Source organism: Streptomyces sp. ISL-43 (assembly GCF_018614195.1).
Lineage (GTDB): Bacteria > Actinomycetota > Actinomycetes > Streptomycetales > Streptomycetaceae > Streptomyces.
In genome coordinates this window covers 209,709-222,741 of record NZ_JAGGOT010000008.1, presented here as the reverse complement: position 1 = coordinate 222,741, position 13,033 = coordinate 209,709, and the positions used below count along the sequence as shown (strand labels likewise).

The 13,033-nt window shown below is 74.8% G+C and carries 9 protein-coding genes; 5 read left to right on the top strand and 4 right to left on the bottom strand.

Annotated elements, in window-relative coordinates:
* Window positions 1-14: 14 nt before the first annotated feature.
* Complete coding sequence (locus J7F03_RS04850) at window positions 15-2,558, bottom strand: AfsR/SARP family transcriptional regulator (RefSeq protein WP_214947375.1); 2,544 nt, start codon at window positions 2,556-2,558, stop codon at window positions 15-17.
* Between the two features lie 224 nt (window positions 2,559-2,782).
* Here J7F03_RS04850 and J7F03_RS04845 point away from each other — a divergent pair, with 224 nt between their 5' ends.
* The 4 genes from J7F03_RS04845 (at window position 2,783) to J7F03_RS04830 (ending at window position 7,604) form a co-directional block, all read left to right on the top strand.
* Window positions 2,783-4,576: a fatty acyl-AMP ligase gene (locus tag J7F03_RS04845; protein ID WP_214947374.1), complete on the top strand. Its 1,794-nt coding sequence runs from the start codon at window positions 2,783-2,785 to the stop codon at window positions 4,574-4,576.
* Window positions 4,573-6,390, top strand: coding sequence for an acyl-CoA dehydrogenase (locus J7F03_RS04840; RefSeq protein ID WP_251071407.1), 1,818 nt, complete (start codon window positions 4,573-4,575; stop codon window positions 6,388-6,390). The genes J7F03_RS04845 and J7F03_RS04840 overlap by 4 nt, the downstream gene beginning before the upstream one ends.
* A gap of 69 nt (window positions 6,391-6,459) precedes the next feature.
* Complete coding sequence (locus J7F03_RS04835; protein WP_214947373.1) at window positions 6,460-6,762, top strand: acyl carrier protein; 303 nt, start codon at window positions 6,460-6,462, stop codon at window positions 6,760-6,762.
* Entirely contained in the window at window positions 6,759-7,604 is an 846-nt protein-coding gene (locus J7F03_RS04830) for a 4'-phosphopantetheinyl transferase superfamily protein (protein WP_214947372.1), read from the top strand. The genes J7F03_RS04835 and J7F03_RS04830 overlap by 4 nt, the downstream gene beginning before the upstream one ends.
* Before the next feature lie 21 nt (window positions 7,605-7,625).
* Here J7F03_RS04830 and J7F03_RS04825 read toward each other — a convergent pair whose 3' ends face one another.
* Window positions 7,626-8,678: an AfsA-related hotdog domain-containing protein gene (locus J7F03_RS04825; protein WP_214947371.1), complete on the bottom strand. Its 1,053-nt coding sequence runs from the start codon at window positions 8,676-8,678 to the stop codon at window positions 7,626-7,628.
* Between the two features lie 111 nt (window positions 8,679-8,789).
* Window positions 8,790-9,869 carry a hypothetical protein gene (locus tag J7F03_RS04820; RefSeq protein WP_251071406.1) on the bottom strand — a complete coding sequence of 360 codons (1,080 nt, stop codon included), beginning with the start codon at window positions 9,867-9,869 and terminating at the stop codon, window positions 8,790-8,792.
* Window positions 9,870-10,031: 162 nt separating this feature from the next.
* Here J7F03_RS04820 and J7F03_RS04815 point away from each other — a divergent pair, with 162 nt between their 5' ends.
* Window positions 10,032-10,178: a hypothetical protein gene (locus J7F03_RS04815; protein WP_214947370.1), complete on the top strand. Its 147-nt coding sequence runs from the start codon at window positions 10,032-10,034 to the stop codon at window positions 10,176-10,178.
* 260 nt (window positions 10,179-10,438) lie between these two features.
* Here the strand turns inward: J7F03_RS04815 and J7F03_RS04810 are convergent, their stop codons facing one another.
* Complete coding sequence (locus J7F03_RS04810; RefSeq protein ID WP_214947369.1) at window positions 10,439-12,775, bottom strand: helix-turn-helix transcriptional regulator; 2,337 nt, start codon at window positions 12,773-12,775, stop codon at window positions 10,439-10,441.
* Between the last annotated feature and the right edge of the window lie 258 nt (window positions 12,776-13,033).

Sequence of the window (13,033 nt, the reverse complement as noted above, 5' to 3'; positions counted from 1 at the left end):
CTGCTCCGTGCGCCTCAGCCCGTCGTGGCCCGGGCCCGCCAGACCCCGGGGCGGACCTCCGACCAGTCCGCGCGGTGCTCGCCGCCGCCCAGCCGGTTCAGCCAGCGCCGGGCGTAGGACTCCAGACGCCGGTCGCCCAGGGCCGAGGCCAGGGTCAGGCACTGCCGGAAGTGGGTCTCGGCCGCGCCCGGGACCTGGGCCTCCACGGCCAGCAGGCCCTGCACGCGGCTCAGTTCCCAGCGGCCCCGGATGTCCTGCGGCACCTCGTCGAGCATCGGGTCCAGCAGCTGGGCGGCGCCGGCCAGCGCGCCCTCGTCCAGCCGCAGGTCCACCAGGCCGGCCAGGGCCCGCACCCGTTCGGGGGCGGTCTCGGCGGACGCTGCGGGACCGGCGGTCTCCACGGCGCGCAACGCCTGCCGGTAGTGGTCCCCGGCCTCCGCCAGACGGCGGCGCTGCCAGGCCAGGTCGCCGAGCGAGCGCAGCATCCGCGCCTCGGCCGCGTCGTCGCCGAGCCGCCGGGCCGCGTCCAGGGCCGCCGTGTGGCAGCGCTCCCAGACCTCCCAGGCGGCCAGCGCCTCCAGGAAGGGGGACATGCCGTCCGCCAGCCGGACCGTCTGCGGCCACAGCCCGGCGCGGTGTGCCCGTACGAGGGCGTCCGCCAGCTCGGGGCCGCGCCGCTCGAACCACTCCAGGGGGTGCAGCCCGTCCAGGTGCCGGGCTCGGTGCGCCGCCTCCAGCTCGGCGGCCAGCGCCTCGCACAGCCGGGCCGTCGCCTCGTGCGCGACCGTGGCCGGCTCCTCCTCGGCGAGCCGTTCGACGGCCAGCAGCCTGAGCAGTTCCGGCAGCCGGTAGCCGCCCTCGGGCAGGGCCACCAGCAGGCCCGCCTCGACCAGGGATTCCAGGGAGTCCTCGGCCCGGGCCGCCGCCGACCCCAGGGCCGCGGCCGCGGTGTCCGCCCCGAACGGGCCGGCGGGCACGGTGCCCAGGAGCCGGAACGCGGCCCGGTCGGCCTCGGCGCCCTCCGCGTAGGCCGCGCGCAGTACTCCGTAGCACTCCTCGTCCGCCGCGCGCAGCTCCGAGAGCCTGGTGTCCGGCGCCCGCAGCCGGTCGGCCAGGGTGGCGGTGGTCCAGCGCGGGTGCGAGGCCAGTTGCGCGGCGACCGCCCGCAGGGCCAGCGGCAGCCCGCCGCACAGTTCGGTCAGCTCGCCGCTCGCCTCGTCGTCCGCGAGCAGGGACCGGCCCGCGGCGGGCCCGAGCGGGCCGAGCGGCAGGGCCTGTACGCCCAGGGCGGCCATGCCGCGCGGCAGCCCGCGGCAGGTGGCCAGGACCACGCAGCCCGGTACGGCGGCGAGCAGCGGGCGCAGCTGCGCGGCCGAGGCCACGTCGTCCAGGACCAGCAGGATCCGCCGGCCCTCCGTCAGGCGGTGCAGCAGTGCGCCGAGTTCGTCCTCGGCGGTGGGGAGCGTGCCCGTGGTGCCGAAGGCCCGCAGTACCGCGGCCAGGGCCTCGGCTCCGGCAGGCCGCCCGCCCGCCCCGGTGCGCAGCCGCACCAGGACCCGGCCGTCGGGGAAGGCGGTGGCGGCCCGGTGCGCCGCGGCGGCGGCCAGGGCCGTCTTGCCCGCGCCGGCGGGGCCGCTGACCATCACGCAGCCGCCGGCCGGTGCGCCCTCCAGCCGGGCGGCCAGCTCGGCGAGCTCCGCCTCTCGGCCGGTGAACAGCGGGTCGGGCTGCGGGAGTTCGGTCACCGGGAAGTCCGGCAGGCCGGGCCCCTTGGCCGGGGCGGCCGTCCGGGCCCCTGAGGTGGCCGAGGGGCGCAGCAGTGCCGGGTCGCCGGTCAGGATGCGGCTGTGCAGCTGCTGGATCTGCCGGCCCGGTTCGATGGCCAGGTCGTCGACGAGGGTGCGGCGCAGCGTGGCGAAGGTCCCCAGGGCGTCGGCCTGCCGGCCGGTGCGGTAGAGGGCGACCATCAGATGCGCGTGGAACTCCTCGTGCATCGGCAGCTCGGCGGTCAGCGCCCGCAGCTCGCCCAGCAGTTCCTGGTGGCGTCCCAGATGGAGTTCGGCGCGCACCCGCTGCTCCAGCGCGGCCGTGCGCACCTCGGTGAGCCGTACGGCCATGCTGTCCAGCAGCGAGCCGTGCGGGGTGTCCGACAGCAGCGGGCCGCGCCACAGCGCCAGGGCCCGGCGCTGCAGGTCGGCGGCGCCGGTGTGGTCGCCGGCCGCCAGTGCCTCGCGGCCCCGTGCGTGCAGGTCCTCGAAGACCGTGAGGTCCAGCTGCCCGGGGTCGAGGCGGAACAGGTAGCCGGGTGAGCGCGTCTGCAGGAGTTCGCCGCCCTGCTCCGGATCGGCGTCCCGCAGCATCTTGCGCAGCTGGGAGATGTACACCTGCAGCGTGGTCATCGCGGTGCGCGGCGGCTGCTCCCCCCACAGCTCGTCGATGAGGCTGTCGACGGAGACGACCTCGTTGACGCGGACCAGCAACGTCGCCAGCACCACGCGCACCTTCGCGGCGCGCGGGGTCAGTACCCGCACGTCCGGGCCGGCCGAGCGCACTTCCATGGGACCAAGAACCCGAAAACGCATATGAACCCCCCCGCTCACTTGGTCCACCCACTCTAGGTCGGGCGCACCCCCGGACTTCGGACAGGCACCCCCCTATTTCCGGTCAGCCGGCGCGGTGGCCGCAAGAGCTGCTTTAGCCCCCGCGTGGAGGATGCGGACTCTGGGAGAAGGGGCCTCCGGCGCCCCGTTGGTGTCCCGAGTGCGGCGCGAGGGGGCAGACCTTGACCAGTTATTCCACCTTCACCGAGGTGGTGCGGGAGCGCGCCGGGGAACGCGGCGGGGCGGACGCGCACGTCTTCCTCCACGACGACGGCACCGCCGAGCACGTGAGCTACACCGCCCTGGACACCGCGGCCCGCGCCCTCGCCGTACGCCTGCGCGCCCTCGGCGCCCAGGGCGAGCCGGTCCTGCTGCTCTACCCGCCGGGCGCCGAGTTCCTGCGGTCCTTCACCGGCTGCCTGTACGCGGGTGCGGTGGCCGTGCCCGCCCCCCTGCCCGGCGACCGGGGCGAACGGCTCCAGCGGGTGTCCGGGATCCTCCGGGACACCGGGGCGCGCCTGGTGCTGACCGACGCCGCCAACGCGGCCGAGGTGTCGCTGTGGCTGGCGATGGCGGGCCGCGGCGAGGTGGTGTGCCTGGCCACCGACGTGAGCGCCGCGGGCACCGGTCCCGGCCCCGACGCGTACGAGGATCCGGGCACCGGCCCGGACGATCTCGCCTTCCTCCAGTACACCTCCGGCTCGACCTCGAGGCCGCGCGGGGTGATGGTCAGCCACCGCAACCTGCTGGCCAACCAGGAGGCCTTCCGGCAGGCCTTCGGGACCACCCCGGACGACCGCTTCGCCAGCTGGCTGCCGCACTACCACGACCTGGGGCTGATCGGGCAGCTGCTGCATCCGCTGTGGCTGGGCGCCACCTCGGTGCAGATGTCGGCCGCCTCCTTCGTCCGGCGGCCGGCGCGCTGGCTGCGGGCCATCGACACCTACGGGGTGACCGTCAGCTCGGCGCCCGACTTCGCGTACGACCTGTGCGTACGGCGGGTCACCGACGAGCAGCTCGCCGGGCTGGACCTGTCCCGCTGGCGCGTGGCGCTCAACGGGGCCGAACCGGTGCGCCACCGGACCCTGGACGCCTTCGCGGACCGGTTCGCCGCCGCCGGGTTCCGCCGCGGGAGCCTGTGCCCCGCCTACGGTCTGGCCGAGGCCACCCTCTTCGTGTCCGGCGCGGTGCCGGGCACCGCCGGCGTCCGGCGCACGGTGGACGCGGCGGCCCTGGAGCGCGACGAGCTGCGTCCGGCCCGTGCCGGGGAGCCCGTACGCACGCTCGTGAGCAGCGGCCGGGTGCGCGGGCACGAGCTGCGCGTCACCGGGCCCGACGGGCGCGAACTGCCCCCGGGCCGGGTGGGGGAGATCGAACTGCGCGGCGACAGCGTGGCGGGCGGCTACTGGCGCGACCGCGAGGAGAGCGAGCAGGCTTTCGGCGCCGTGCCGGGCGGCTTCCTGCGCACCGGGGACCTCGGCGTCCTGGACGACGGGGAGCTGTACATCACCGGGCGGCTGAAGGAGGTCGCGGTCCTGAGCGGGCGCAACCTCTACCCGCAGGACGTGGAATGGGCCGTCCGCGAGATGTCCCCGGCCTTCGCCGCGGGCAACGGCGCCGTGTTCACCGTGGACGCCGAGCGGGAGCAGCTCGTCGTCCTGCAGGAGGTGCGCGCCCAGGACACCGACTGGGAGCAGCTGCGGGTGCTGGCCCGCCGGATCCAGACCCTCATCGGGCAGGACTTCGAGGTGCCGGCGGGCAACGTGCTGCTCGTACGGCCGGGCACCGTGCGCCGCACCACCAGCGGCAAGATCCAGCGCACCCTGATGCGCAAGCTGTTCCTCGCCGGGGAGCTCGCCGGTGTGTACGAGGTGCTCGACCCGGCGGTGCGGGGCCTGATCCGTCCGTGGAACACGCTGCTGGGCAACGACCTGCTGCAGCCCGCCGGCGGCACGGCGCAGGGGACCGTGTGGTGAGCGGGGCGCCGCCGCGGACGGCCCCGGCGGGCGTGCGCGGCTCCACGGGCACGGGCGCGGGCGCGGGCGCCGGCACGGGCACGGGCGCCGGCGCCGGCACGGCCGTGCCCGTACGGGATCGGGTCGCCGCCCTGGAGCGGCTGCTCGGCGACCCTGGCCGGCCGGGCAACCCGACCGGGCACGGGGCGCTGCTGCGTGCGGACCGGGCCGCGACGCACTCCCCCGAGGCCGAGTCCGTACTCGACGACTACGGCATGAACGAGGAGTTCGTACCGCGCGAACTGGGCGGCCGCTTCGACTCGGCGGAATCCCTCCTGCGGGTCATGCGCCCGGTCTTCCGCCGGGACGTCGCCCTCGGCATGGGCCACGGGACGACCACCTTCACGGCCGCCTCCGACGTGTGGATGACGGGCAGCGCGGCCCAGCGCACCGGCCTCGCCGCCCTCCTGCTGGCGGGCTCCAAGGCCGCCGTCGCCGAGCACGAGACCGCGCACACCAACGACTTCGTCAAGAGCGGCATCCGGGTCGACGCCCGGTCCGGCGGCCGGCTCGCCCTGACCGGCGCCAAACCGGTCGTCAACAACATGCAGCGCGCGGACGCCCTGGTGCTGTTCTGCCGCACCGGCGACGAACGCGGCAGCGCCAGCCACAGCGCCCTGCTGCTGGACCCGCGCGAGTTCCCCGCGGCCCGCCACCGGATCACCGGGCGGCCGCCGTCGGTCGGGCTGCGCGGGTACTTCCGTACGGGCGTGGAGTTCGCCCACTGCCCGGTTCCCGAGGGCGCGCTGCTGGGCGCGCCCGGCAGCGGGCTGCGCACCGCCCTGCGCCACTTCCAGATCAGCCGCACCCTGACGGCCTCGCTGGTGGTGGCGGCCGTGGACACCGGGCTGCGCACCGCCGTGCGCGTCGACCGCGCCAAGGGCCCGGGCGGCGGACCGGCGGCGGCCGACCCGCGCCGGGCCGCCCACACCGTCACCGGGGCCTTCGCCGACCTGCTGCTCTACGACAGCCTCGCCGTCGTGGCCACCCGCGCCCTGCACCTGCTGCCCGGCGAGACCAGCCTGTATGCGGCGGCGGTGAAATCGCTGCTGCCGAAGGTGCTCAGCGAGACGATGTACGACCTGTCCACGGTGCTCGGATCGCAGCTCTACACCCGCGAGGGCGCCGTCGGGATCTTCCAGAAGCACCTGCGCGACGTGCCCGTGGCCGGCCTCGGGCACGCCGGGACCGCGGCCTGCCAGGCCACGATCGTCCCGCAGCTGGGCCGCCTGGCCCGGGGTGCCTGGTTCACGGGGGAGGAGGCGCCCGCCGCGCTGTTCCGCCCGGCGGGCCCGCTGCCCGCCTTCCGCTACGAGGCCCTCGTGCTGGCCGGGGGACGCGACAGCCTCAGCGCCTCCCTGCTCGCCTTCGCCGCCGTCGTGCCCGCGGCCACCCGCGAGGAACGCGCCCTGCGCGCGCTGGCCGACCTGCTCGTCGGTGAACTGCGCGACCTGCGCGGGCGGGTGCTCGCCCTGCCCGAGCTGGGCGCGGACCGCCCCACCAGCCCCGCCTGGTTCGCGCTGTGCGACCGCTACGCGCTGGTGCTGGCCGGCGCCGCCGTCCTCGGGGTGTGGTGGCACGGCCGCGCCGCCGGGGACCCCTTCCTCGGGGATCCCTCCTGGGCCGCGGCCGCCCTGCACCGCGTCGCCCGAAGACTGGGCCTGTCTCCCGCGGAGCCGCCCGCGAGCTGCGCGGCCCGGGTCCACCAGGAGGTGCTGGCCCGGTTCGCCGGGGGGCGCAGCTACGACCTGTACGACTCGCCGGTGCCGGGCTGAGGGCCTCCGCGGCGCCCGGCCGTACCGAACCCGAACCCTGAACCCCGAACCACATAAAGGAGTACCGGCATGACCCTCCCCGTATCGCCGCGCAACGCGGCGCCGCTGTACGGATGGCTGATCGAGCGGCTCTCCGTCTACCTCGGCCGGCACCCCGACAGCATCGACGCGTCGGTGCCGCTGGCCGAGTACGGGCTGGACTCCGTCGGCGCGCTGAGCCTGTGCGGTGACGTGGAGGACGATTTCGCGATCCCCCTCGAACCCGCCTGGGTCTGGGACCACTCCACCGTCCACGACCTGGTGGTGCACCTCGCCGCGCGCGGTGCGCGGCCCGCGGCGGTCGTCGAGGTGGGCGGGTACGAGGTCGGATGACCGCTCCGGCACTGGGCGAGCCCATCGCCGTCGCCGGCCCGGGCGACCGCGGCGACTGGGCGCGGGTGCGCGCCGAACTGCACCGGCACGGCAGCGCCCTGGTGCACGGCCGCCTCGCCGACTGGCGCCCCGACGACGAACGGGCGCCCGCGCTGCGCGCCGTACTGGGCCGGGACTGGGCGCGCTTCCAGGACATCGAGCACCCCGACATGCGCAGCCGGTACGCGGCCTCCCGGCTGCTGCTCAAGCACGCGGCCGGCGCCGCGCTGTCCGCCGACGCGGCCGATCTGGAGCTCGCCTACGGCCCCACCGGGCGCCCGTACCTGCGCGGCTGCGACCAGATCGACATCAGCCTCAGCCACACCGACGAACTGCTCGTCGTCGCGCTGACCAGCCGCGGGCTGATCGGCGTGGACGCCGAACCGGCCGGCCGCCGGCTCTACCGGCCGGGCCTGGACCGGCGCATCTGCACCCCGCAGGAGCGCAGGGACCTCGCGGCCATCGCCGAGGCGGACCGCAACGCGACCCTGGTGCGCCTGTGGACGCTCAAGGAGGCGTACAGCAAGGCGATCGGGCAGGGCATGCAGTTCCGCTTCACCGAGTTCGGCTTCGGCCCCGACGGCGGGCGGACCCGGGTGCTGAGCCCGGACGGGACGCCGGGGGAGGGGGACGAGTGGTCCTTCCGCACCTACGCCCTCGACAGCGGGGGCGTGGACTTCACCGTGAGCGCCGCCGTGTACGACGCCGGTTTCGGCAGCACGCCGGACACCGAGGTCACCTCCATGCTGGACGCCGAGGCGGTCGAGGCGATCCACGAGGCCCTCGCCGAGGCGGCCGCGTGACCCGCGCGGACTGCGGGCCGGTCAGTGGTCCTCCACCACCTTGGTGACGGCCTCCAGCACGGTGCGGCCGGCCTGGGTCAGGGTGAGGGTGACCGGGACCAGGCGCCGGCCCCGGCCGTCGTGCTCCAGTACTCCCGACACCGCCGCGCAGCGCATCGCCAGGTCCCTTTCCGCGTAGCCGCGGAAGTGGACCCGCAGGGAAGCGAGCGCACAGCGCGCCGGCGTCAGCTGATGGGTGCCCAGGGCCGCGAGGAGCGAGGCCTGACGCAGCGTCTCCAGCAGGACCAGGGCGGTGACGTGGCCGTCTCCCGCCCCCTGGGCCGAGGGCCACAGCGGGGGTACGGACACGCCCACCGAGAGCCTGCCGTGCGAGGGTCGCGAGGCGTCGTGGAGCATGACGTTGGCCGGGTCGGCGCGCCCCACGTCGGCGGGGTCCACCGGGGAGCCCGGGCCGTCGTCGAGCCGGCCGGACGCGGCGGCGAAGGCCGTGGCGCGGCTCTGCTCGCGGTGGCTGCGGCGCAGCACGGGCGGCAGGAAGACCACGTTGGCCGAGCCGGTTCCGCACCGGACGTCGTCGATCTCCAGGGCGGTGCGGAAGTCCAGGGCGCGCGGCACCCCGCCGATCAGCTTGTCGGGGGTCACCACCAGCGTCGCGGTCAGCCGTGCCGGGTCGGGACGGGTCCGCCAGGCGGCGAGGTCGGGGACGTCGATGCCGAACCGGTAGAAGATGCCGGTGCGGTCGGCCGGGACGCCGAAGTGGCTCTGGCCGATGAACTCGCCCACCTCGCGGACCATCTCGGAGGCCGCCTGGATGTCGTGGAAGCGTCCGGGGCCGTCGTTGAGGAGCGGGTGGTCGCGGGGGAGGTCGGCGGCGAGCGCGAACTCCTCGGAGGCGTCCTCCACCGGGGACAGTCCGTGGTGCTCCCAGGTGCGGGGGCGGTGGACCAGGTGCCGGGTGGTGGCGCCGGGGGCGGACCGGCGGGCGGACGGGCCCGGGTCCGCGGGTATGTCCCAGTCGGCGGCCGAGGGCCGGCCGGCCGGTGCCTCCCAGCCGGCGAGTGCGGTACTGCTCACGCTGACCCACCCCCGTCCCGGCCGCCTCCCGTTGAGGCTCCCGGTGATTCAGACTGCCGGGGGGCGGGAGGTGCGGCCAGCGGACGGCGATGGCAGCTTGCTGTGTGTCAGCTAGTACTGGTCGTACCTGGGGCCCGGGTGCGGGGCGCCGGTGCGGCCGGGCTCGGCGCCGACCGACTCGTCGAGCATGCCGGACATGGCCACGTTGAACCCCGCCTGGAACCGGCTGGTGGACTCCACCTCGGCCATGATCTGGGAGATGTGGCGCCGGGCGGTGCGCACCGACATGCCCAGGCGCCGCGCGACGAGCTCGTCCTTGTGGCCCTCCGCCATCAGTTTGACGATCGACAGCTTGAGCTCGTCGTTGATGGCGGTGAGCTCCTCCAGGCCGGGGATGAAGGGGGCGGCTCCGGCCCACAGGTGGTCGTACACCTTGCAGAGGAAGGCGACCAGGGTGGGTTCGCGGACCACCACGGCGCCCGGTACCCGGCCCTGGACGTGCTGTTCGGGCAGGAAGACGATCTCGCGGTCGTAGATGACCATGCGGTCGACCATCTGGTCCGTGGTGCGCACCTCGGCGCCCGCGGTGGTGACGGACCGGACGTAGGAAGTGGTGGCCAGGTCGCTGCGGACCGTGTGCTGGTAGAGCTGCTTGAGCCGCAGCCCCTTCTCCAGCCGTCCCAGGGACTGCGGAAGGGCCTGCTCCAGCATCTCGGGACTGCGCGGGCCGCCGGGCTGCGCCGTCAGGATCTCGAAGCGGCAGCGCGAGCCGTAGTCGTCGAGCATGGCCTGTAGGGCCTTGATGTCGGGGATGACATCGAAGGCCTCGGCCTCGTTGCGCCGGCGGCGGCTCTCGAAGTACGCGGGCAGCAGCGCGAGCATGTCCGTCCGCACCTCGCTGACGGACTGCTGCAGTTCGCGGATCTCGTTCTCCGCGGGGGCCACCAGATCCACCACGGCGGCGCCCGGGCTGATGGGCACCAGTACGTCGGGCTCCCCCGGCATCGGGCGCAGCAGGTGCAGCTGCCGCAGGGTCTGCTCCATCAGCAGGGCGTGGTCGGTGCTCACCTCCAGTTCCTCGGCGACGTCCGCCCGCTCGTAGCGGCCGCGCAGGACCGCGTACCGGTAGGCGGACGCACTCGTGTCGTCCAGCTTGGCGAAACCTGCTCCAGTGAGGGCATTTTCGGGCATCTCGCTTTTTCTCCCCCCGGTTGCGAGAACTAGTTGCCAGGCAACTTTACGACAGCGGGGAAGGGTTGGGTCCGGTATTGAAACTCGGCAGACTAATTGACGTAACCACAACGGGCCTTACCAAACTTGGGGGTAAGTATGAACGGCCTTGGTCTTCGAAACATGACAGCCGCGCTTCTGATCGCGTTCGGCGTCGCGGTGTCCGTGGGGGCGGGCTCCGTGCAGGCGATCGGTGTGGGCTCGACGGTGAGCGCCGTCAGCGAGCCGGCCCCGCCGGTGCTGGCCCCGCTGGACGAGCGCTGGGGCTGACGTTCCGCTTGACGTGTGCTGAGAGCAGGCCCGCCACACCGGCGGGCCTGCTCTTTTTCGTATCCCGGAAAGTTGCCTTAAGTCGCTCACAAGCGGGGGATGGAACTCTCTGGTCGTGGGTCTTCGCTCCCGGTTCCCCCGACCGGTCGAGTCGCCCATTCGCCCCGCCCTCGGAACCCCAAGTTCGAGTGGCGGGGCTTTTTCTTGCCCGTTTCCACCCGCCCGATAAAAGGCCGGAATGGCGGCCGGATTTCCGGCGGCTAATGGCCGTCGTTTCTGCCGATCGCGCGGGCGACCTGAGAACGTGAATTCACGCCGAGCTTCTTGAATATCCGGCTCATGTACGTCTCCACGGTTTTCACGCTGATGTCGAGGCGCGTGGCGATATTTTGATTGGTGCTTCCGTCGCCGACGAGCGAGGCAATTTCCAGCTCGCGCGAGCTCAGCTCCGAGAGCAGGCCCTCGACGTTACCGGCGGGTTGATATCCGGCCACCCGACGGTTAATTCCGGACACGTCGGGTGTTGGTGCCGGCGCCGGCAGCGGCGTCGGCACGGGCATTGGCACGGGCGCGCCGATACGGCGGAACGCCTCGGCCGCGAGAGCGGCGGGGGCGCCCGCACCGGCGCGGTCCCCGGCCGCCAGGCGGGCCCGGGCCAGGCCTGAGGCCAGCTGCCCCAGCAGGAGGCCCTGCCCGTGCCGCAGGGCCAGTCGGACGCCGCGCTCGGCGTGGCGCAGGGCCGCCGGGTCGCCCAGCGCGCACTCGGCGCAGACCAGCCAGCGCAGCGCCTCCAGAACGGCCGCGCACCCGTCGTCGTCGAGGGAGTCCAGGAGCGGGGCGGCCCCGCGGGCGCTGTGCGCGGCGCCCGCCAGGTCCCCGGCGGCGGACTGGACGGCGGCCAGCCGGGCCAGGGCGTGCGCGTGCCCGGGATCCTGCGGCGGGCCCGCCGCGGCCAGGGCGCCGTGGGCGGCCTCCAGGGCGGCTTCCCAGCCCGAGGCGCCCGATCCGGAGCCCGAGGCGCCCGATCCGGAGCCCGAGGCGCCCGATCCGGAGCCGGGCTCCGGGACGCTCTCCAGGGCCAGCGCGGCCCACTCGCCCAGCAGTTCCCCGCCCTGCGCCGGGGAGGACCCGTCGGCGTCGAGCAGCACGCGGGCCTGCTCGCCCCGGCCGAGCAGCCGCAGGGCCCGCACCCGCCAGAGCAGGGCCTCGTACCGGCCGTCCGGCGCCCAGAGCGCGTGGACGCGCGGCCACAGCCCGGCGTATCCGCGCAGCGCCTCCTCCGGTTCGCCGGCCACCACCAGGGCCTTGTACAGCAGCAGATGGGACTCCAGGGAGGCCTGCGGGTACGCCGTCACCCGGCGCAGCGCCCGTACGGACCGGGCGGGCTGGCGGAACAGCCCGTCCCGCGCCGCCAGGGTCAGCTCGCGCACGTCCGCCGCGCTGAGCGGGTCGGTGTCCTCCAGGTGCGCGGCCAGCGCGAGCCGCGCCGCCGGGGAGCGGTCGGCGCGCAGCGCGAGGACGGCCCGCTGCCGGGCCGCGCCGCGCCAGCCCGCGCCGGATGCGTGGTACAGCAGGGCCCGTACCGCGGGGCGGGTGAAGCGGAAGCGCAGCGCGGAGCCGTCCGGGACGACCAGGCCCTCGGCGTGCAGCTCGTCCAGGCCGCGCCGTACCTCCTCCTCGCTCAGCTGGGCGGTCGCGGCCGCCTGGCCCGGGGTGAAGGGGGAGCCCAGGACGGCGGCCGCGCAGGCGGTGTGCCAGCCCAGGGCGGACAGGGAGTGCAGTTCCACCGGCCCGTGCTGCAGCACGGGCGGTGCGCCGAGGGACAGTTCGGGGACGGCGCGCAGCCCGGCACCGGGCTCGTGGGCCAGCGCCCGCAGCAGGCCGGGCACGCCCGCGCCGTCGCGCAGCGCCTGCGCCTCGGTGACCGGGTCCAGGCCGGCCGGGAGCAGGGTGCGCGCCTGGTCCTCGGGGAGCGGGGCCAGCGGGAGGTGGCGGACCCGGGAGCTGTCGTAGGAGACGGCGGACAGGTGGCGGGCGGTGGCGCCGGTGCGGTGGGCGAACACCGTCAGGACCGGGGCCCGCGGCGGGTGGTGGACGAGGTGGGTCAGGAAGTCGAGGGTCTCGGGGCTCGCGCGGTGGACGTCGTCCAGGGCCAGCAGCAGGCCGCCGTCGCCCGCCAGGATCTCGATCAGGGCCCGCAGGGCGCGGACGGCGCCGTAGGCGTCGGGCGGGGCGAGCGCCGTGCACGGGACCCCGGGGGCGGTCGCGAGCGAGGGGAAGTACGCGGCCAGGGCGCGGGTGTGGGTGGTGCCCAGGGCGGCGAACAGGGAGCCGTCGGCGCGGCCGAGGTGCTCGTCGAGGGCGTCGACGAGCACCTCGAAGGGGCGGGAGGGGCCCGGGCGCGGCACGCTGCCGAAGGCGACGGTCCAGCCCTCCCGCTGCGCGGATTTCGACAGCCGGCGCATCAGGCAGGTCTTGCCCGACCACGCCTCCCCTGTGACGCGTGTGAACTGAGGGGACTCCCGTGCCAGGAGCAGCGTGCGCCGCAGCAAGGCGAGTTCTTCCGCCCGTACCGGCGTCAGCGGTTCCTTGTACATGGCACGTCTCCTCGGGTGCGCGTTCTCTTTACTCCGGAGAACGGATGTGCGTATTCGGCTGTAAGTCTTGTAGGGGTGTCTTGTTTTGTTGTCAGGGTTTTCCCTGACAAGCGTTCTTCGGTCGACAGGACCGAAACCCGATGTCTGAATAAGTGCAGGAGATGATTGAAGTTAGCTTGATGGGCGGAGCCGGTGTGAGGAATAGCCCCGTCCGGTACGGAAAGCGCCCGGAACCGGGCCGGCGTGAGCATTCCGCTA